Origin of the sequence: Candidatus Blochmanniella pennsylvanica str. BPEN, from assembly GCF_000011745.1 — a bacterium.
Classification (GTDB): Bacteria; Pseudomonadota; Gammaproteobacteria; order Enterobacterales; family Enterobacteriaceae; genus Blochmanniella; species Blochmanniella pennsylvanica.
In genome coordinates this window covers 741,612-764,452 of sequence record NC_007292.1, presented here as the reverse complement: position 1 = coordinate 764,452, position 22,841 = coordinate 741,612, and the positions used below count along the sequence as shown (strand labels likewise).

The 22,841-nt window shown below is 27.1% G+C and carries 20 protein-coding genes; 10 read left to right on the top strand and 10 right to left on the bottom strand.

Going from position 1 to position 22,841, the window contains the following annotated elements:
* Nucleotides 1-606 precede the first annotated feature (606 nt).
* From BPEN_RS03155 to coaBC, 3 genes are all read right to left on the bottom strand, one after another.
* Nucleotides 607-1,488 carry a YicC/YloC family endoribonuclease gene (locus tag BPEN_RS03155; RefSeq protein WP_011283148.1) on the bottom strand — a complete coding sequence of 294 codons (882 nt, stop codon included), beginning with the start codon at nt 1,486-1,488 and terminating at the stop codon, nt 607-609.
* Between the two features lie 727 nt (nt 1,489-2,215).
* Entirely contained in the window at nt 2,216-2,668 is a 453-nt protein-coding gene (gene dut, locus BPEN_RS03150) for a dUTP diphosphatase (RefSeq protein ID WP_238374080.1), read from the bottom strand.
* Complete coding sequence (coaBC, locus tag BPEN_RS03145; RefSeq protein WP_011283146.1) at nt 2,652-3,860, bottom strand: bifunctional phosphopantothenoylcysteine decarboxylase/phosphopantothenate--cysteine ligase CoaBC; 1,209 nt, start codon at nt 3,858-3,860, stop codon at nt 2,652-2,654. Before coaBC ends, dut begins: the two co-directional genes overlap by 17 nt.
* A 476-nt stretch (nt 3,861-4,336) precedes the next feature.
* Here coaBC and rpmB point away from each other — a divergent pair, with 476 nt between their 5' ends.
* Both rpmB and rpmG read left to right on the top strand, forming a co-directional pair.
* Complete coding sequence (gene rpmB / locus BPEN_RS03140) at nt 4,337-4,564, top strand: 50S ribosomal protein L28 (RefSeq protein ID WP_011283145.1); 228 nt, start codon at nt 4,337-4,339, stop codon at nt 4,562-4,564.
* Nucleotides 4,565-4,588: 24 nt separating this feature from the next.
* Nucleotides 4,589-4,756 (top strand): 50S ribosomal protein L33, encoded by a 168-nt coding sequence (rpmG, locus tag BPEN_RS03135; RefSeq protein WP_011283144.1) that lies wholly within the window; start codon nt 4,589-4,591, stop codon nt 4,754-4,756.
* 224 nt (nt 4,757-4,980) lie between these two features.
* Here rpmG and coaD read toward each other — a convergent pair whose 3' ends face one another.
* The 5 genes from coaD to rfaD form a co-directional block, all read right to left on the bottom strand.
* Entirely contained in the window at nt 4,981-5,496 is a 516-nt protein-coding gene (gene coaD, locus BPEN_RS03130) for a pantetheine-phosphate adenylyltransferase (protein WP_011283143.1), read from the bottom strand.
* 729 nt (nt 5,497-6,225) lie between these two features.
* Nucleotides 6,226-7,509, bottom strand: coding sequence for a lipid IV(A) 3-deoxy-D-manno-octulosonic acid transferase (waaA, locus tag BPEN_RS03125; RefSeq protein WP_011283142.1), 1,284 nt, complete (start codon nt 7,507-7,509; stop codon nt 6,226-6,228).
* A gap of 1,891 nt (nt 7,510-9,400) precedes the next feature.
* The gene (gene waaC / locus BPEN_RS03120; protein WP_011283141.1) at nt 9,401-10,372 is read right to left on the bottom strand and encodes a lipopolysaccharide heptosyltransferase I; all 972 of its coding nucleotides are present in this window, start codon (nt 10,370-10,372) and stop codon (nt 9,401-9,403) included.
* A gap of 21 nt (nt 10,373-10,393) precedes the next feature.
* Nucleotides 10,394-11,434, bottom strand: a complete 1,041-nt coding sequence (waaF, locus tag BPEN_RS03115) for a lipopolysaccharide heptosyltransferase II (protein ID WP_011283140.1) — start codon at nt 11,432-11,434, stop codon at nt 10,394-10,396.
* A gap of 18 nt (nt 11,435-11,452) precedes the next feature.
* Nucleotides 11,453-12,415 (bottom strand): ADP-glyceromanno-heptose 6-epimerase, encoded by a 963-nt coding sequence (gene rfaD, locus BPEN_RS03110; RefSeq protein WP_011283139.1) that lies wholly within the window; start codon nt 12,413-12,415, stop codon nt 11,453-11,455.
* A gap of 558 nt (nt 12,416-12,973) precedes the next feature.
* On the opposite strand from rfaD, the gene BPEN_RS03105 reads away from it, so the two are divergent.
* The 6 genes from BPEN_RS03105 to pfkA all read left to right on the top strand — a co-directional run bounded on the left by BPEN_RS03105 (nt 12,974) and on the right by pfkA (nt 17,769).
* Nucleotides 12,974-13,423, top strand: coding sequence for a rhodanese-like domain-containing protein (locus tag BPEN_RS03105; protein WP_011283138.1), 450 nt, complete (start codon nt 12,974-12,976; stop codon nt 13,421-13,423).
* A gap of 12 nt (nt 13,424-13,435) precedes the next feature.
* Nucleotides 13,436-13,711 carry a glutaredoxin 3 gene (gene grxC, locus BPEN_RS03100; RefSeq protein ID WP_011283137.1) on the top strand — a complete coding sequence of 92 codons (276 nt, stop codon included), beginning with the start codon at nt 13,436-13,438 and terminating at the stop codon, nt 13,709-13,711.
* 49 nt (nt 13,712-13,760) lie between these two features.
* Nucleotides 13,761-14,216: a protein-export chaperone SecB gene (secB, locus tag BPEN_RS03095; RefSeq protein ID WP_041567544.1), complete on the top strand. Its 456-nt coding sequence runs from the start codon at nt 13,761-13,763 to the stop codon at nt 14,214-14,216.
* A 30-nt stretch (nt 14,217-14,246) separates the two neighbouring features.
* Complete coding sequence (gene gpsA, locus BPEN_RS03090) at nt 14,247-15,281, top strand: NAD(P)H-dependent glycerol-3-phosphate dehydrogenase (RefSeq protein ID WP_011283135.1); 1,035 nt, start codon at nt 14,247-14,249, stop codon at nt 15,279-15,281.
* A 50-nt stretch (nt 15,282-15,331) separates the two neighbouring features.
* Nucleotides 15,332-16,081 (top strand): serine O-acetyltransferase, encoded by a 750-nt coding sequence (gene cysE / locus BPEN_RS03085; protein WP_011283134.1) that lies wholly within the window; start codon nt 15,332-15,334, stop codon nt 16,079-16,081.
* 725 nt (nt 16,082-16,806) lie between these two features.
* Nucleotides 16,807-17,769 carry a 6-phosphofructokinase gene (gene pfkA / locus BPEN_RS03080; protein WP_041567571.1) on the top strand — a complete coding sequence of 321 codons (963 nt, stop codon included), beginning with the start codon at nt 16,807-16,809 and terminating at the stop codon, nt 17,767-17,769.
* 166 nt (nt 17,770-17,935) lie between these two features.
* Here pfkA and tpiA read toward each other — a convergent pair whose 3' ends face one another.
* Together tpiA and BPEN_RS03070 are read right to left on the bottom strand one after the other, a co-directional pair.
* Complete coding sequence (gene tpiA, locus BPEN_RS03075) at nt 17,936-18,712, bottom strand: triose-phosphate isomerase (RefSeq protein WP_011283132.1); 777 nt, start codon at nt 18,710-18,712, stop codon at nt 17,936-17,938.
* Between the two features lie 231 nt (nt 18,713-18,943).
* Nucleotides 18,944-19,693, bottom strand: a complete 750-nt coding sequence (locus tag BPEN_RS03070; protein ID WP_011283131.1) for a ferredoxin--NADP(+) reductase — start codon at nt 19,691-19,693, stop codon at nt 18,944-18,946.
* Nucleotides 19,694-21,153: 1,460 nt separating this feature from the next.
* Here BPEN_RS03070 and rpmE point away from each other — a divergent pair.
* Together rpmE and metB are read left to right on the top strand one after the other, a co-directional pair.
* Entirely contained in the window at nt 21,154-21,402 is a 249-nt protein-coding gene (gene rpmE / locus BPEN_RS03065) for a 50S ribosomal protein L31 (RefSeq protein WP_011283130.1), read from the top strand.
* A gap of 283 nt (nt 21,403-21,685) precedes the next feature.
* Complete coding sequence (metB, locus tag BPEN_RS03060; protein WP_011283129.1) at nt 21,686-22,834, top strand: cystathionine gamma-synthase; 1,149 nt, start codon at nt 21,686-21,688, stop codon at nt 22,832-22,834.
* The last annotated feature ends 7 nt before the right edge of the window (nt 22,835-22,841 follow it).

Genomic DNA, 22,841 nt, shown 5'->3' with positions numbered 1-22,841 from the left:
TTTATTTTTAATCTTAAAATTCTATATATCCGTAAGTAAACAGATTTAAATCAGAAATACAACAATTTTATTATAAAATATAAAATAATATTTTATATTTTTATGAAAATAAAAATAAAAAATTATATATTTATATTAAATAATATTTTTTATTGAATCATATATTCTCGTTTAAATTTACATGTATTTATAAAAATAATAATATTAGAGGATGTATATCAGTTAATTTATAGTAAAATATTAACTATATAAATTTATATAGCACTCAAATAAAATGAATTTGAGTGCTAAATTATATTAAAAACTTTTATTAAAAAATAATAATATTAAAACCTATTTTTTAATAAATGAATCTACTTTATGTATACACACGTATATAATAGTTATTGTTTATATATACATGTCTCTGCAATTAAAGTTTAAGTACATTAAATTTCAGTGTTCAATATTATTTATTGTTTAATTAGATTAGTTAATTAAAATGAAACATTGTTTGGTAAGGTCGCAATATAATTAATAATTATAAAAATTAGCAGGTTATATGACTAATATAGATTTTATATATGAAAAGATTTTATATTTTATAGGTAGGTACTCTGATTATATTTACTCAATGTTCTGCGTTTGCTCGCGTATCTGTTCAATAAGTATTTTTAAGGAAATTGCTAATTGAGTAATATAAGAATTTATAGATTTAGAAGTTAATGTGTTAGCCTCTCTATGTAGTTCTTGTATTACAAAATCTAGTTTTCTACCAACAGCCCCGTTCCCATCGAGAATACGATGCATCTCTTTGATATGAATAATTAGACGATCTACTTCTTCTGAAATATCAATTTTTTGAGCTATTATTAATAATTCTTGTTCCAATCGTATTGAGTCAGAATAAATGCAAACATCTTTCATTTTTTCCAAAAGTGTTTTGCGTTTGTACTCTAATACATTAGGGATATGTTGATGAATTTTGTTCACTTCAGCGTACATTAGATGTAATCGTTCTATAATTTTATTTTTTAAAAAAATACCTTCTCTTTTTCTATTTTGTATTAAATTATGTAATGTTTCTTTAAAACATATTAATAATTCGGAATGAACATTATTTATATTATTTAAATTATTTTGTTTATACGTTATTACTCCTGGCCAAGATAAGATATCTATCGGATTAATTTCACCTTCATTAGTTAATGTTTTTACCCATTTTGCGTATAACACAAGATCATGCACCAATTGTTTATTAACAGTAAGTGACTCTGTATTATTGTCGCAATTGTTATTTATTTTGATATGTAAAGTGCATTCTATCCTTCCTCTAATAATAGTATCTTTAATATTTTTACGAATTACCCATGACAAATCACAAAGATATTTAGGTAAATCGATATGAATATCTAAATAACGTTGATTTAAAGAACAAATTTCCCAGGTAACATTACCCCATGTATATTTTACTTCATGTCTTGAGAAAGCCGTCATACTATGAATCATAACAATTACCTAAATTTCGTTAATATGTACAAAAATAAACTTTAAAGTTGCCAGAATTCTGTTTTGTCATGCATTTTTTAATTAATTTATATACATCAATATAATTTTTAAAAAAATTTCAGAATTTTTTAATGCCCATAAAATTTTATAATTAAATAAATAGTAGTATGCACAACATTAAAATTGATAATAATTTATTAAAATTATTGTTTATATTAAAAATATATAAATCATTACAATAACACGTTCAATTTTATCTATAAAATAATTAATTTGTTATTATTTAGTGAAATAGCATAGTAAAATATACTTTAAACATATTATGTTTAAAGTATATAAAATAAAAGTTTGGTATACGACATATATAAATGTTAAATAATTTTATTATATTTATTATTAAAAATATTTTTTTATTATAAAAAAATTTATGAATTTATAGTGAATTTATCTTCCTCATGCATATCTTATATAACTCATTTGTTAATAATTAAATATAATAAAATATTAAAAAATTATTTTAAAAATAAACAATCACTTGAAATTTATATCAATAAAATTGATAAACCAATAGTTATTACTATATAGTGATCAATATCATTTAGTATATATACCAACATTAATATATTTAATTTAATATTATTATCTTAATGAGATATATAATAAAATTATATACATTGATAATTTGAAAATATGCATTACACGTTATTAATATGTAATTAACAGTATTTTACATCGAATGCCCAAAACCATGTGGCCCACGTTCAGTAGGTATAAATGATTTAACTATAGAAAATCTAACTTGAATTATTGGCATAAAAACTAATTGTGCTATTCGTTTCCCAGGATATACAATATACTTTTTTGGCCCACGATTCCATAAAGACACTATCAATTCTCCTTGATAATCTGAATCAATTAGTCCCACCAAATTTCCCAAGACAATACCATACTTGTGTCCCAAACCTGATCGAGGTAAAATAACACCTGCTATCTTTGTATCGGAAATATGTATCGCAATACCGGTAGAAATTAAATGAGTTTTCCCGGGATAAATGGTCAAAGGTTTATCTAAACAAGCTGATAAATCTAATCCAGCAGATCCTGACGTAGCATATTTTGGTAAATAAAAATGCTTATAAATTCGATTATCAATAATTTTAACATTAATTATTTTCATTATAACGATCAATAATTTCGTTAATAAGTTGTTGTGCTAACAATTTTTTTTTTCTTAAAGGCAATATAACGCTTCCTTTATTCCAAAATAAATATAAAGCATTATTATCACTATTGAATCCTTGGTTTATACGAGAAATATTATTAGCACAAATTAAATCTAAATGTTTACTAATACGTTTATCTTGAGCATATTTTTGTATATTATTAGTTTCAGCGGCAAATCCAACGACATAAGGACGGTTTTCAATTAACGACCCTACTTTCGCCACAATATCGGGGTTCTTAACCATAATTATTTTTAAAGTATTTTTATTCTTTTTAATCTTGTCAAGAGAAACATGACAAATGCGGTAATCTGATACCGCTGCACAACCGATAAAAATTTGTTGATTACTAATGTCTCGCATAACTGCTTCTTGCATGTCTAAAGCGGAAATAACATTAATACGTTGCACTCGAATAGGAGTACGTAAGTTCACCGGACCTGTAATTAATGTAACTTTTGCTCCTTTATCTGCAGCGGCTTGAGCGATAGCAAATCCCATTTTTCCTGAACTATAATTAGTAAAAAAACGAACGGGATCTAAGGCTTCGTGAGTAGGACCAGCAGTAATCATGATATTAAGATGACTTAAAGAACTATCATGAGAAAAGTAATGTTTTACGTATTCAGAAAGTACTTTGGGGTCCGTCATGCGTCCATAACCAATATCATTACAAGCTTGACATCCGTAATCCGGACCCCATATTAAAACTCCTCTTTTTCGTAGAATATCTAAATTTGTTTGAGTTGCAATAGCTTTATACATTTGTTGATTCATAGATGGAGCTACAGCAATAGGAGCTGTTGTAGCTAAACATAAACTACATAATAAATCATTAGCTAATCCTACAGATAATCTAGCTAATAAATTGGCTGTAGCCGGAGCAAGTAAAACTAAATCAGCCCATTTAGCTAACTTTATGTGAGGCATTGTGGTTTCTATTTGAGGGGTAAGAAAATTATCCAAAACTGGATGACACGATATTGTTTGTAAACTTAAGGGGGTAACAAATTTTTTTGCAGATTTTGTCATTATCACTCTCACTTCTGAACCTTGTTCTTTTAAACATCGTACAAGATCTATAGTTTTATATGCTGCGATACCACCGCTTACTCCTAATATGATATGTTTATTAATTAATCCCGTCATATTATATTTCACATGATATTGAAGATGATTTAATTTTATTTATACTAACAAAAACTGTTAGTTTTTGTTAGTATAAATAAAATTAAATCATCTTCACATGATATTAGGTTTCAGAAAATCTGCAATTATGTTGTGTGCAGCATAAAAATATCATATAATATATCTCAGTTTATTATGTATAGAGTAAACATGCATAGGAATATATATAAATAATAATAAAAACAAAAAATTTAATGACTTAAATTTACTATATTTAGATATATTGGTGCTATGTGAATGTTTGAAATTATTTAATTTTATTGTGCTTAATAGCAAAAAATAAAATAACAAATAACAATTTTAATATCTTTGGAAATCTTATATTAGGTGTTTTAAACAATCTTAAATCTCATAGATAAAAAATAGGAATAAATAATAAATTGTTTTTATTGTTCTGGTTATAAATAATTGTTCTAATAAAAATTAGAGGAGACCATATGGCACGAGTGTGTCAAGTTACCGGAAAACGTCCTATGAGCGGAAACAAACGTTCTCACGCAATGAACGCAACGAAGCGTTGGTTTGCACCTAATATCCATTCTCATCGTTTCTGGGTAGCAAGTAAAAAACGTTTCGTTGCGTTACGATTATCTACTAAGGGGATAAGATTAATTGATAAGTTTGGAATTGAATATTTTTTCACCAAAATATATCCTAAAAAATAAATAATACTCATCGGGAATAATGTAATGGCTAAAGAAAAACGAGAAACAATCCGTTTATTTTCTTCTTCTAAGAATGGGCATTTCTATAGCACCACAAAAAACAAACGTACTAGCTCTGAAAAAATGACATTAAAAAAATTTGATCCTTTTGCACGAAAACATGTAATATATATAGAAAGTAAGAATAGTTAAATAAAGATAAGACTGCAAATTCAATGGTGTACGGTATATTATAAACCCACACAGCTCAATACACATTGATATCAGTGTGGGTTTATTTAGTTTAAATATCTAAAACACTATGCTGCTGCCAAGTTTATATTATCAGTTTGTGTTTATATATTTTTATACAGTATCAACATAAAAATATTAAGTCTACACGCATAGCACTTCAAATTTTTAGCATTTTTTCTTTTTTAAAGAAACGAAATGTTTTTGTTTTTTTTCTCAGTATTGCGTAGTTTTTCAATAACCTTCTCAACGATAAAATTAGGTATAAAATGATCTATTCTCCCCCCATATTGAGCAATTTCTTTCACTAATTTAGAAGAAAGACATGCCCATATATCCGTAGATATCATAAATACAGTTTCTACTTCATTCGAGAAGTAATTATTAATTTTTGCAAGTTGTATTTCATATTCAAAGTCTGATCTATTTCTGAGACCACGAATTAAAATATTCACTTGTTTTTTTTTCATCACGTTTATAGTGAGGTCATTAAACCCAAATACTGTTACATAATCTAACATTGCAGTTGCTTGCTTTGCAAATATTACACGTTCTTCAAGACTAAACAAAGGATGTTTTTGTGAATTTTCAGCTACCGCTAAAAATATTTTATCAAAAATTTTATGTGCTCTAATAATTATATCCAAATGCCCATAAGTTAATGGATCAAAAGTCCCTGGATACATAGCCTGAATTGTCATGATATATTGAATAAAATTTATGTTTTTGCGAAAATAAAGAGACTATAACATATGTATATATATTTCAAATATGCTAAACTACATTTTATTTATATGAAGATATAGTTTTCAGTGAAAATATAGAATGTTCAACTTATTAAATAATCGTATTAGAAAGTTTGATGTGAACATAAATAAATTGTCAAAACATTTTTATAAATTAAATTGTTTCGTACTTATATTTCCATGTATAAAAATATTTTTCGTTAACATTTAATAAAGTATTTATTTTAATAATAAAAATACGACGACTGTTGGCTGCAATAACACTTAAGAAAATTAAATAACCATCTTCAGTAATACCTATATATGTAACATCATAATAAAAATTTTAAGCATTTTGGCCATTTTCTACATTAATTAAAAATCTTTGTAATTATACATCTCTCCCTAAAAATATAAATAACCTTAATATTAAATATTTGTTTGTATATAAATTCATAAAAATCACGATAAACATCGTTTTGATTATATGAAAAAGAAAAGTTATATTTTCATTAAAATTATTCTTTGATAACAGCCATGACTCATTCAAGATGTTGTATACAACAACATATTTTTAGATACTGCAGTTTTTAGTCTAATTTGAAGTTATAGTTAATCTGATAAAAAGTCATTTGTAAATATATGAATATTTAATAACAACTGTTATATATAATTTATAACCATCACAAAACATCATATGAAAAGTTATTTTTGAACTAATAAATAACTATCTAACAAACCCAATAATTGCTTTAGTGCTCCTTGATTATGCTGCAGCACTTTGATGGCTCTATAACCATAGTTCACACGACACTGTTGATTTACCAGCAACATAGCAACAGCCTTCACTAAGGATTCCGTATCAGTTACTGTAATTAACCCATTTGATTTACATAATTTAATGCAAATATCATTAAAATTAAAAGTATACGGCCCCATGATCAATGGAATAGAATGTGCAGCTGGCTCCAACGGATTATGTCCTCCATGTTTTACTAAACTACCTCCAATAAATGCTATATCTGAAACACCGTATAGTAACATTAATTCTCCTATAGTATCATTAATAATTACTTGCGTTTCTTTAGATGGAGCAACCCCATTACTTCTCATGATATAAGACAATCCGGCTTGTTCAGTAATGTTTTTAACACTAATAAAACGTTCTGGGTGACGTGGAGCCAAAATCATTAGTAAATTAGGAAACCTTGTCAAGAGATGTTTATGTGCTTGTAATAATAATATCTCTTCTCCTGAATGAGTACTACTAGCTATCCACACCTGCCGTTTTTTAATCCAATTTTTTTTTAAAAATGAAATTTTATTTAATAAATCTTGGTTCATTTCAATATCATATTTTAAATTACCTGTGATAAATAATTGATTTTTTTTAAACCCTAATTTAAGAAATCGAGAAGCGTCTTCTTTATTTTGAGCAGCAATTAAAGTAATACGTTTCATAATCAATGAAATAAAATAACTAAATCTATTATATCCTGTAAAAGAGCGATATGATAACCGTGCGTTAGCAATAATGAAAGGAATCTTGCGTTGATATAATATATTTATGAGATTTGGCCATAGTTCAGTTTCCATAGCAATAACTAATCGTGGCTTAACTTGATTAATAAATCGTTTCATAGCACCAGGTAAATCATAAGGTAAATAACTGCAGTGCGTATTATGACTAAATTTAGAGCGCGCCAATTCTATTCCTGTGGGAGTCATCGCAGTTAATGTGATTGTTATTTTTGGGTAACGCTGCTGCAAAGCACGTATCAGGGGGATAGCTGCTAATGTTTCTCCTAAGGACACAGCATGTAAAATGATTCCATCAGATTGGATAGATTTTCTATAAAATCCGTAGCGTTCCAACCAACATTTACGATACGATGGCGATCGTCTGCTGCGCCATAATAATCGTATCCATATTATAGGTTGAGCAATATACATTATAATATTATATATTGTAATGTATATTATAAACATATCATATCCTAAAGTAATCAGTTATTATATTCATAATTACTAATTTAATTATTTTATATGTATTTAAACTATATATCAATATCGCTATTTTTTATATAATATATTTTAATAGTCAATATCTATATAAATTTTAAAAAACAATTCATCTGGAAAACTATCTATGTTTCTTGCTATTTTTAACAATTATGTTTATGAAATATTTTTACTTTAAATTAAAAAATAATGAATTCTCATAAATATTCTTGAAAAACTAAACATTGTATTGTAAACGATAAAATCGTTAATTACTGGTTTAATATTTTTTGAATAAATCAAATGATTTGTTAAGTATGACAATAATTAGTTATTAGATTATATTTATACAGATGATATTTATAATAAATAAATTATATAATCTATAAAATCTGATTAATTTTTATACAACTAAAAACGTAAATTAATCATCCAAATAAACACATATAATATATAAATATTATTTTTACATTAATAATTTGTATTAACATCAATTATATGTTGGATTTAATTTAAAAATTCATTACGTAATTGACATTGACACTAGAATATTCACGAATTTGCAATCTTATAGTTTTATTAGTATAAATAAAATTTATTACAAGTTGTTTGAAAATAATTTTCAATTACTTTTTTACTATTTTATATTTAAACAAAATTTATTTATTCAAACTTATAAAAATATATACGTACTATGTATATAATTATTTTTAATATTGAATAATAATTTCAATTCATAACATAAATAATATTTTTAAAAATTAAACAATAAGATTAAACTGATATATGTACTTTATTTTTTGATTTTATCGCATATTTATCTATTTCCATCGTAACGTAATGATAGACAACGGACTACTTATTCAGAATAAAATTATGTTAAAAACGATTTTATTTCTGTAACTTTTAAATATTTTTAGGAATTTATTTTTTCTATGTTAAATATATTTTATATTTCTATTTTAAATTATAAGCAATAATCTATATATAACCATATAACTATGTACGATGAAATATATAATTTAAATATTGTTTATTTTATTGTATTATATAGATCTTTTCTGGCACAGAATAACAAGCATAATTACTACATATATAATATTTTTTAGTATTATTGCATAGCTACCAGTTACTACATTAATTTTTAGATATATATATTAAATTATGTATAAAATACATGTTAATCACTTTATCGGATTAGATTGTAAACTCATTTTATTATGTTATATCCTTAATTATCTTTTATTATTTTATTTATACTGGCAAAAATTTTATCGACACAATAAACCAGTAATTTGTTCATAAAAAATGAATTTTTAGTAAAATTTTAATGCTAAAATTAACAGTATCACGTATTTTAATTGTAATATTTATAAAAAATAATAAAAATATATTTTTTTAATCGAGAAATTAATATCTATTATTATTTGAAAATTTTAATTTTCCTTAAATAATATTAAATAGTTAAAATGACAAATACACACAATTAAAATGTTTAAAAATTTAATGTTTGAGAATTATATTCAATTTTTACATCAATATGATTGCAAGAATATTCTAGCACTAGAATGATGAAGAGACTGTAGTGCTATTTGTTAAATAAGTCATTAATTCATTAATTAGATCTAATAATTTGCAGTAATTTATAATTGAATGTGAAATGATATTAATTTAAAAATATTGATATTCATCAATAAAAAATCTAATTTTTTAGATATTATTCTTTTTATGGAAATACAATTATTTACTTTTAAACCATATAAACACTATTGCTCCTAACGGATTGATATTTTTTGTTATCAAACAAAAAATATCAATTTATAATGAAAGCATTAAAATTAATATAAGGTTTATATAAACAAGTTTAAAAAAATATTTTTTAAATATATTTTAAATTTAAAATTTTTTGTAATGAGTTCCAAACGTGTATAGGGGTTAAGTGTTGCATTTTTTTAGTTGAAGATCGTAAAACAATTTGGTTCTGTCCATATGTTCCGATCAATTTAGGATTAGTTGGTCCATACAATGTAATATTAGGACAACCGAGCGCTGCTGTCAAATGACTAAGTCCAGTATCAACAGAGATTACAGCTGTTGCTCCAGATATTTGGATAGCAATCTCTTGTAGCGTTAATTTTGGTAATATTATTATTTGATTGCAATGTAATCTCGCTAACCGATTAGTACGTAATTCTTCGCTTTTTGTCCAAAAAGGTAATTTAATACAATATCCTGCATTGATAGCATATTGAGCAATAATACTCCAATTTAATTCCGTCCAAAGTTTTTCAAATTTAGTAGTAGAATGGAAAAATATTAAATAAGGAGCATGATGTTTTTGAGGTGGAAATAAATGTTCGATATTATACTTGCCTATATAAGATGGTATAGGATATTTTAAGCTGAGAGAAAAAAGCTGTCGAATGCGCTCCACAGCGTGTTGATTTTTATTGGAATAATGTCGTTCATGATAAAACAAAGAACTCATAGGTTCCCGTACACTCATATAGTCCATGCCATGTTTTTTACCGCATGTCATATATGTTACTAACAATGATGTCTTTAATAGACCTTGAGCGTCAATAATCACGTCATATTTTTTTTTTAATTGTATGCAACATTCACGATATTTCTTCCATGAAGACAATTTATACCATTTTTTTATCCAAAATCTAAGGTTTATAGGAATAATGTGATGTATTCCCGGATGCCATCTAAGAATGTCAGAAAAAGTTTCTTCTACAATCCAATCAAATAATATATTTGGTACAATATTTGATGCATCAGTAACAGCAGGTAAAGTATGTATAATATCTCCCATAGAAGAAATTTTTATAATTAAAACCTTCATGATAATTATCTTTTTGATTGATCAATATAATAATGTTTTTAATGCCTTTAAAACTTGATCTGGAGTAATATCTATTAAACTGTTATGATAACCATATAAACTATCGCCGTTTCGTATGGCATAATATCCTGCCATACGACGAATCACAATAGATTGAGAAAATAAAGGTGGAGTAAACTTAGGATTACTAGGTCCATACAACCCTATTACAGGGCGTTTCAATGCGCAAGCTACATGCATTAAACCAGAATCATTACTAATAATTCCTGTGCAAGCTGCTATAATCGCAATAGCTTCTCCTAATGATGTGATTCCTATAAGATTGTTACAATGTTGTTTCATATTTTTGAGAATGCTATGTTGAATAAATCTATTAATTAGTTGATCTTTAGGGGATCCTAATATTACTACGTGATATCCACAACGAATTAACCGAATAGCTAATGTTATGTAATGATAATGAGGCCAACTTTTAGCTAATCCAAATTCCGCGCCTGGGCATAAACCAATCAGTGATTCTCTGTGAGAATACAAATTAAATTTGTATAATATATCTTCAATTTCTTTTTCATTTACACTTAATTGGGGTAACGGCAGCGGACAAGGTAAATTATAAGAATTTTTTGTAACATTATAATCACATACCAAAGCGGCATAACGTTGTACCATTAACGGGAATAATTTTTTGTTAAGTATTCTCAAATCATTCAATATACCATACCTCATTTCTCCACGCCATCCGGTCCGAATCGGAATGTCCGCAAAAAACGGTATTAAAGCAGATTTAAATGAATTAGGTAATATTATCGCTTGTTGATATTTCTCATTTTTTAAAAATTTTCCGAGATGGTAACATTTTGATAATTCTAAAACTCCATGCCCGTAAGGAATAAATAATGTTTGATTAATTTCAGGCATATGATTGAACAGATCTTTGCACCACATCGGAGTAAGAACATCAATCTTAATATTGGAACAATATTTCTTAATCAACAATCGATACATACTATGTGATATCACGGTATCGCCAATCCATGAAGGACTAATAACTAATATTTTCACAATGAAAATTTTATTCACTTAATTATTACAATGATTAACATTGTTGTATGACAACCAATTTAAATAGCGACATATACCTTGATTAAGGTTAGTAAATTCCTTACAATAACCTGTCGTTCTTAACTGAGAGATATTTGCCTGAGTAAATATTTGATAATGATCACGTATTTTTTTTGGCATAGAAATATATTTAATGGTTATGTTTTGATTAAAAAAACTTAACACGATATTAGCAATGAACTCAAATGATTTAGATTTACCTGTTCCACAATCAAAAATTCCAGATATTTTATTATTCCAGGCCCAAAGATTTATATCAACTATATCTTCAATATATATAAAATCCCTGTTTAACTGTTTACTTCCAATAAACAGTGTTGGGTGTTTTTTACTGGTAATTTGTTGATATAATTGAAATACTATACTAGCCATACTACCTTTATGTGCTTCATAGGGGCCATAAACATTAAAGTATCTTAATCCACAAACCTGAGATGTAACTTTTGGCAATATAGTACGCACATATTGATCAAATAAAAATTTGGAATAACTGTATATATTCATGGGTTGTTCATATGCCTGGGGATGAAGAAGCATTCTGGTATCTTTACCATATACTGACGCAGAGGAAGCATATATAAAAGGAATTTTGTTTTTAAGACAATAAAATAATAGATCTTTAGAATATTGATAATTATTCTCCATCATATACTTGCCATCCCATTCAGTAGTGGAAGAGCAGGCTCCTTCATGAAACACTACATCTATATCCTTAATATAAGAATTAACAGGATTATTCAGTATATTTTTGATAAAGCAATTTTTATCCATGTAGTCCGAAATATACAAACTTTTCAGATTGTTATATTTTTTTCCATTTTTTAAATTATCTACCACTAAAATATTTTTGTATGCAATTTTATTTAAAGCCTTAATAATATTGCAACCTATAAACCCTGCTCCGCCAGTGACCACAATCATACTTTCTCACATAATTACATGTATACTTAAATACAATTAATACAATAATTTAAATTATTTTATATAACACAACATCATGAAATATAGCGTTTTAATATTTAATAGAAAAAATATATTATCTTAAGTTATTTACTATATGCAATATGCATATAGTAAATCCACAATTTTCGAGTACACTGTTTCCAGAATCATTACAGAAAACATAATGTAAAAATTATTTGTTATTGCCTGATGTATCTATTCAGGATGAAAATATATCATAAATAATATTTATTTATTAACATTATTTACAAAAAAATGTACTAGTTTTTTATTTCAACATAGAATATAATGATCTTATGATGTGTTTGTGATATAATAGTTAGTATATATACTTGTTCATGATATTTATATTTTTATTTGATACTATATCATCAAGTATAAAATATATTTATTATCACGGTAATATCGTAATGATTCATAATTTTCCATCTGTATTAAAAAACTACATGATACTTCAGAATATAAATAAATTTTAGTATATTATATAGAGTTATTTTTCAAGAAAATTTGCAATCTATGTGCATCCAGGAAATAACAATATTTTTACAACGCCATATAATACTCAGTATTATATGGGTACTTTTGTTAATTGCAGTGTTGTACACTACAATTAATAGTTGGTTGTTTGGGTCTTCTGAAATATTACGTGATACAGCAATTTATCTAATAAATAAAAAAAATGCGATAGTAATAGATATTCGTAGTCAAGATGACTATCACGCAGGACACATAACAAATAGTATTAATGTTTCAATAGAAGAAATTAAAAATAATAATATTTGCCAATTAAAAAGGTTTAAACAGCATCCATTGATTATTGTACACGATAATAATGTGTTGGCACATTCAATTAAACGGTATCTATATAAATTAAAATTTGAAGAAATATATGTACTACATGGCGGAATAGTTGGCTGGAAATCTGATAATTTTCCTCTTCTATTAAAAAATAAAGCATTAAAATAATGAGAATAAACAATGGCTTATATTGAAATTTATACAAAAAAAAATTGTCCTTACTGTGAGCGGGCTAAAGCATTATTGAAAAAAAAATCTTTAGATTTTAGAGAAATTTCTGTAGATTGTAGCAATTTATCAGATTCTCTAAGTATAGAAATGAGACAACGTTCTGGTGGTCGCGCTACATTTCCGCAGATTTTTATAGATGGTCTACATATTGGGGGGTCGGATGATTTGATACTTTTAAATGATCAGGGTAAATTAGATCTAATCTTAATGAATACAAACAGTTAATAAATTATGATTATTTATTAAATTTTGTAATGTACTAAGGATGTTTTTTGTGTTAGAAAGCAACAGTAATAATGTTTTATTTCGTATACAAAGAATTTATATCAAAGATATTTCATTTGAAGCTCCGAACACTCCTGGAGTGTTTCAAATAAATTGGAATCCAAAAATTAAGGTAGATTTAAATAGTGATGCTAAGAATATTCACATTGATATGTACGAAGTGGTATTATGTGTTACTGTTACTGCAAAAATTGAGGACGATACAGCTTTTTTATGTCAAGTAAAACAAGCTGGAATTTTTAATGTTTCAGGATTAAACAAGACACAAATGATACGTTGTCTTAAAGTGCATTGCCCGACGATTTTATTTCCCTATGCCAGCGAATGCGTTAGCAACCAAGTGTCGAGAGGCACTTTCCCTCAACTTAACTTAGATCCAATTAATTTCGATATTTTGTTTATTCAGTCCTTACAAAAGAAATATAATGATACACTTAAAATTTAATATTTTAAAAAATAGTTAGTTTAAATTATTGTGTCTATTAAATACCCTAAATATCCTAACATCACTATTATTGGAGCAGGTTCCTATGGAACGGCCATAGCTATTGCGTTATCTAGAAATGGTCATTCCGTATTGTTATGGGGACATAATGCAATTCATATTCAAAAACTCCAAATTAATCGATGCAATCAAGCCTATTTACCCGGTATCGCTTTTCCACCATCATTGTATTTAGAGAAATCGTTGTCTATAGCTTTATCTACTTGCCGAAATTTATTGATTGCGGTTCCAAGTCGTGTATTTGGTCATGTTTTGATGCGATTAAAACCAAATTTAAAGAGCAATACTCGTATTATTATAGCATCTAAAGGTTTAGAGCCAAAAACTGGACGTTTATTACAAGATGTGGCGTATGATATTTTAGGAAAAAATATTCCTATTGCAATTATATCTGGTCCAACTTTCGCTAGAGAACTCGCTATGGGATTGCCCACGGCAATAACTCTAGCTTCTAATGATACTATATTAAGTTGTGATCTACAAAATATACTACATTGTAATAAAAATTTCAGAATATACAGCAACACAGATACTATTGGTATTCAAATAGCTGGAGTAGTAAAAAACATTATTGCTATCGGAGCAGGTATTTCTGATGGCATAGGGTTTGGATCCAATGCCCGGACAGCATTAATTACGCGGGGTTTAGTAGAGATGTCTCGCCTAGGTATAGCAATTGGAGCGACACTAGACACTTTCATGGGATTAGCTGGATTAGGAGATTTGATATTAACTTGCACTGATAATCAATCACGTAATCGTCGCTTTGGAATATTATTGGGACAGGGTTTCGAGATACATCATGCTCAAAAAAATGTTGGGAAAATAATAGAAGGATTCTATAACATAAAAGAAGTATATATGTTATCTGTTAAACACAAAGTAGATATGCCCATTACCGAACAAACATATCAAATACTATATCAAAATAAAAATGTTCATGATGCAGCTCACTCTTTATTGGAACGTACACAAAAAGAAGAAAAAATTAATGGTTTAAAATAATTAATAATAGATTTCAATTATCATTCATACTACGGCGATTAGGTAAGTGCATGACTTTAAATATATTAGAAATAGTTTGGAGTAACATTAAAATTGAAGCAAGATTGTTAATTGACTCTGAACCTATATTAACTAGTTTCATATATACAACCCTATTAATGCACACAAACTTTAAAGATGCATTAATTTACATACTATCTAAAAAATTAACTAACACAGATATATCTACAATTGCTGTCATTAAGATATTAGAAGATATATTCGGATCCGATGACAATATCATTACTTCTGCTGCACAAGATATTTATGCAATACGTTTAAATGATCCATCTGTCACTAAGTATTTTACTCCTTTTTTATATTCAAAAGGATTCCATGCACTGCAAGCGCATCGTATTTCTCATTGGTTATGGAAGCATAATCGTAAAGAATTAGCTATGTATTTTTATAATCATATTTCTACTATTTTTAATGTGGATATTCATCCTGCGGCAAGTATCGGATATGGTGTTATGATAGATCATGCGACTGGTGTAGTGATCGGAGAAACATCAGTCGTAGAAAATAATGTATCTATAATGCAATCTGTGACCTTAGGTGGAACTGGCAAAATAAATGGTGATCGTCATCCTAAAATTAGGCAAAAAGTAATGATTGGAGCTGGTTCTATTATTTTAGGTAATATTGAAGTAGGATATGGTGCTAAAATTGGAGCTGGTTCTGTCGTACTACACTCTGTACCGCCTCATGCTACAGTCGCAGGAAAACCCGCTAGACTTATAAACAAAATCAACAAATAACAATAACTTAATAAGACTTGCTACATTTAAAAATATATATAGTTGCTTATTACACTACCGATAATAAATATAATCTATAATACTACCGTACATATCGAGAATTTAGAAAGTTAGTATATTTATGTAATAATTAATATATAAAAGATATTCAATACTTTTGATTACAAAATTGCTAATATACCTGTACAATATAGGTATATTATGCTTAGTATGTAATTTTAATTGTGCATAATATATCAATGTAATTTGATGCATTGTATATGAGATTAAAAATAATCGTATATTTGATATATCAGTTATATCAATAACATATATTTTCTTTTCATATTGCAATACCTTGTAAGATAATCCTCATGATATAATTCATATAATTAAAATCGTTTGCTAATGTGATTATATATCAATACCAGGAAACATCATATATGTATAAAATTAATGTACTTCACTACAAGTGATACACTATATATTATTATATATAAATAATTAAAATAAATAATACTCCCATGCTCAATATTTAGAGAATTTATTAGTATTTTTAATTAAATTAAAAATACTAATAAATTAAAAACTAATAACAATTTCACATATAACTGTTATATGTGTATTTGATACAGCCTTTTATTTTTGTATATTTATATAATAATTATATTTTTATTATTATTTATTTTATATTTCAACATGATTATAGTCTGCTGCACATAACAACATAATAGAGTTCTATGTTTATGATAAAAAAAATAGGAGTATTAACAAGCGGAGGGGATTCTCCAGGAATGAATGCTGCTATTCGCGGCGTAGTACGGGCAGGTCTTTCTGAAGGAATAGAAGTGTATGGAATACATGACGGTTATTTAGGATTATTTCAAGATCGAATGATACAATTGAGTCGTCGTAGTGTTTCAGATATAATAAATCGTGGAGGAACTTTTCTTGGTTCTGCTCGTTTTCCTGAATTTAAGGAAGATGCCACTAGGACAATAGTTATCAACAATATTAATCAACGTAGTCTCGATGCTCTCATAATAATTGGAGGAGATGGATCTTATTTAGGTGCTAAGAGATTGAGTGATATAGGATTTCCTTGCATCGGATTGCCTGGGACTATTGATAACGATGTTGCCGGAACTGATTACACCATCGGTTATTTTACAGCTTTAGAAACAATTGTTGATGCAATTGATAGGTTACGCGACACATCTTCTTCGCATCAACGTATTTCTATTGTAGAGGTAATGGGACGTTGTTGCGGTGATTTGACTATGGCAGCAGCAATAGCTGGAGGTTGTGAATTTATTATAGTCCCCGAAGTAGAATTTAACCCACAAGATCTAGTAAACGAGATTAAATCTGGTATTTCTAAAGGGAAAAAACATGCTATAGTAGCTATCACAGAACGTATTTGTAATGTATTCTATTTAGCGCGATACATTGAAGAAAAGACTGGTAGAGAGACTCGTGCTACAGTTTTAGGATACATCCAACGTGGAGGCAAGCCTGTTGCATATGATCGCATTCTAGCATCTCGGATGGGAGCATATTCTATTGATCTGCTATTAAAGGGTTATGTAGGGCGCTGTATTGGGGTACAAAATGAAAAATTGGTACATCATGATATTAATGATGCTATACAACATATGCAACGTCCATTCCGTCGAGATTTATTGAAAACAGCCAAAAAACTATTTTAAGTTATTTAAAATCATCATAAATAACTTGTTTCTTAAATAAAAATATTATTTTTACATAATCAGATTATCTTTGCTTATATAAATATCACTTATTTAGTGTTTTGAACTATTAATATCGTTACATCAATAATATATGATGCTATATATAGGATATGTCTGCATATTATTAAGCAGGATATGATTTCTTATGGTTTTCAGCAGTTTGTACGATCATAGAAAAACTATTCGCGTTTAAAGAAGCGGCTCCTACTAATACACCATCAATATCTTTTTGATCAAAAAATTTAGTAACATTTTCTGGTGTGACAGAACCTCCATACTGAATCGTTATTTTATCGGCTATAGATGTATCATAACTTGCAATATAATCCCGGATTGATTTATGAACTAATTGCGCATTTTCTGGAGATGCGCTAGCACCACTTCCTATAGCCCATATAGGCTCATAAGCAATAACTGAATTCTTAAATGCTTCTATGCCAAGTAACGTAATGATTGTGTTAATTTGATTAATGCATACTGACTGTGTGTATCCAGAATCGTATTCTCTTTTATTTTCCCCTACACATAAAATAGGAATTAATCCAACTTTTTTTAATATAAAAAATTTTTTAGCAATATATGCATCATTTTCTTTATGATGTATTCTCCGTTCAGAATGACCTATCAGAGCATATCGTACATTAAGATCTTGTAACATTTCTGCTGAAATATCGCCTGTAAACGAGCCAGATAAATGAATATCAACATTTTGAGCACATAACTGAATACGACTGTTCAATAAATAACGCTTAGTTATATCTAAATACATTACGGGCGGAGCTATAGCTACATTACATTTAGAAATATTGTAAAATGTATTAACTAATGTAATAATTAAATTAGTTATGGTATTTTTATTGCCATTTAATTTCCAGTTTCCTATTATCAATAGACGTCTCACATCATCTCTCCCACAGAAATTACTTTATAACAACCATTTGTGATACATAAATCAACATTAATTAACATTAAACAAAATAATGCTATGTATTACACGATTAGAATGTATGTACTTAAAAGATACGCAATTGTGTATTGCAACATATGTTGATATTATAAAGATGTACAATAATAAATAATTTTGTAATATAACTGTCAGTTATAATTGCTGTACATTATGACTATTTATGTGTTACCAATAACGTTCTTGAGTAACATGACCTGGTTTATATCGTAAATGATCTTGCATTCCGTATTTTTTATTTAATATTTCTTTAGTATCCTGTATCATTTTCGGATTTCCACACAACATCACGTGACTATTGTTAATATCCAATTGTAATCCTACTTCTTTTTCTAAAGAGTCATTTTCTATCAAATTAGGTATACGTCCAAAAAGTGAACTATAAGATTCTTCTTGACTTATGATTGTTTGTACATGTAATTTACCATTATAAAATTTTTGTAATTTTCTTATTTGAGATAAATAATTTAAATTTTTAGAAAACCTCACCGCATGTACTAATACAATATTTGAAAATTGATACAATCTTTTATCATGATCTTCGAGTATTGATAAATATGGACCAATTCCTGTTCCGCTAGCTAACATCCATAAATTTTTACAATTTGGAATTTCATTGAGTATAAAGCGTCCGTACGCTTTTTTAGTAAGCATAAGAGTATCACCGGGACGTAAAGTACATAACAATGGGGTACATTTCCCTTCTAGTACAGTAGCTATGTAAAATTCTAGATTTGGATTATGCGGAGCATTAAGATATGAATAAGCACGTTGTACGATTATATTATTTATTTTTATCTTTATTTTTGTAAATTGACCAGCAATAAATGTATTTACTGGAGCTCGTACAATAAGACTAAACAACTGATCTGTCCAATTTTTTATATCAATAATTTTCCCGGTGACCCATGTAGACATACAATTTACCCGTATTCAGTTATATTCAAATATTTAATTTTACTAAGTAACTTCATTGGTATGATCAGAATCAGTATCGAAATTTGTATCTGTTATTATTTACCCCTTAAAAATTAACACAAGATTCTAACATAAAAATTTTTATCTAAAAAAACAACATAAAAATACTGTAATTATTGCTTATTCGATTGAATGTAATTTTACGATATTAAAACAATAGTACATTTAATCAGATATTTTAATGGTTATAATTTTTTATAAAATCATTCTATGTAAAAGATCTTTTATTTATAAAACTAAATACTGCAAATAATAGAGTGACTATTATAGTACTACTATTTATATAGTAGTAATATTTTTTGATTATATTCGTACACGACATATATGAACTAATCTGTAGTGATTTAAAATTTAAATTATCTAAGTCAATGTTACTTTAATGATTCGATTATCTTTAGAAAATATATTTTAATTATAATTTTTTAATTTTTACCACTATAAAGATCGTATATAACTATGTTATATCAACAAATACATAAGATGTATGGTTTTTTAATCAAACTTACGGTCATAAATAAAAATAAGCACTCTGGATTACCCTTGAATACAAGTATGTTACATACTATCTATAAATTTAGTTTATTAAATATAATAATTTACTTTAAGCGATTAAAAATACTTTAAACACTTCATACAACTCATTGCTGTAACTATATAATCAACTACATGCTTCTTGAAAACACGTAAGATTGTGTATTAATTAGATAAAAATATCTGTTATCGTACAATTCCATATGTTATATTTATGAAAAGAATGCAATTGCAAGTATCGTATATTTTATTTGGCATATTTATATATGCGCATAAATGGTTATTTGTTCGTATCTTATGTTCAGTTTTAAAAATTCAATAGTTATTATTCTATCAAAATTTATTATACAAAGTAAATATTTGTATTATTTGATGGGATTAAGGTGTTAAACGTTTATAAGTATAAGTATATTCACTTATGTGGTTGCATATACAATATCCATAGATTATTATGTAGTTATAAACATCAAAAAAATAGTTTGAGTTGTTATCAGAATCCATGTCGATGTATAAGATATAGCAAATTTTTTATTTCAACTATACATCAGTAAGAATTTTATTTAGCTATTGCTAATATATAATAACAATAAATCATAAATTACTTTTTGTCGTTAATAGTATCTACATATACATTTGTAAATACATGCAATAAATATTATGAATTTTGTATAAAATTTAGCATGAACTATGTATTTAAATAGATCAAATATAAAATATTAATTGTAATGAATAGAAATATTTGATTGTGCATGAACGTATAAACATATAATGTTATTAAGCGCTATAAAATAAATTTATAATTTATTTTTATTATGATAAAATATCAATTTATCAGAAACATGAATATTTAGCTGGTATCAAAATACATTATGAAGAAAAATGTGCATCCAAAATACAATGAAATATCTGCATATTGTTCGTGTGGAAATATTATTAATACTAAATCTACTTTAAATCGAAACTTAAATATAGATGTGTGTCATTTGTGTCATCCATTTTATACAGGTACACAACGTATACTAGATACACGTGGGCGTGTAAATATTTTTAACAAACGCTTTAATCTTTCTATTAATGCTGATTTTTTACCGATTGACAAAAAATTAAATAAAAAGTAAATATAGAATTATTTACGTAAGGACGTTATGTAACGTCACAACCATCTGTGCTATACTTGAATAGAAAATAAATATGAGTTTATTAAATTTTATGGGTGTGAAGTGATTGGAAGCAATATACGCGTAGATTTTAATTGTTACCAGAAAATCTATATGTAATATAATTATGTTTGGATAAAACTATATTAAATCTGGTCAGTAAAAATATTTTCGTACACATAAAAATTTCTATACTTATAACGTACCGGTGTTTGTAGAAATATAGGGCAGTTTAGTTATTATTATGAATATAAAAAAATCTACAATTAGCGTTAGAAGTGGTTTAAATAGTGATGAGCAACATGGATGTGTCGTACCTCCTATTACTCTTTCAACTACTTATAATTTTTTTGGATTAAATCAGCCTCGTTCTTATGATTATTCACGGCGTAAAAATCCTACTCGTGATGTAACTCAACAAACTTTATCAGATTTAGAATATGGAAAAAATGCGATTATGACAAGTAGCGGAATGTCTGCTATTTATTTAATATGTTCTGCTTTGCTTGAACCAAACGATTTATTAATAGCACCTTATGATTGCTATGGAGGTACTTATCGATTATTGGATGCGTTAAACAAAAAAGGTGCGTGCAAAGTATTATTTATTGATCAAAATGATACACAGATTTTATTAAAATCATTAGCATATAAACCTAAATTAATTTTTATAGAAACCCCAAGTAATCCTATGCTCCGAATAGTAGATATTCATACTCTTTGCAACCTCCAAAAAGGTATCTTATATGTTGTAGATAATACATTTATGACTCCAGTATTTCAAAATCCATTAAATTTAGGTGCAGATTTAGTAGTACATTCTTGTAGTAAGTATTTGAATGGACATTCAGATTTAATAGCAGGAGTAGTAATATCTAAGGATACATATATTTCCGAAAAATTAACTTGGTGGGGCAATACGCTCGGTATTACTGGAAGTGCCTTTGATAGTTATCAGTTGTTGCGCGGTATGCGTACTTTAATGCCGCGTGTTTACCAGCAACAAAATAATACTAAAAGAATTATTGCTTTTTGTCAAAAACAACCCCAAATTAATGCATTATATTATCCAGGATTACCCAATCACCCTGGATATAACATTGTTTGTAAACAACAAAGCGGATTCGGATCAATATTTAGCTTCGAACTGAAGGGCGCTAAAAATGTTTTACTACAATTTTTACGATCATTAAAATTATTTACATTAGCAGAATCGTTCGGGGGTGTTGAAAGTTTAATTGCTCATCCAGCCACTATGACGCATGCTGCTATGCCAGAAAATGCTAGAAAACGCGCTGGAATCAGTGATATGTTGCTTCGTGTTTCAGTAGGACTAGAAGATAGCGATGATCTTATTACTGATTTAGAACAGGCATTTGCATCAATACAATAAGGTCTCT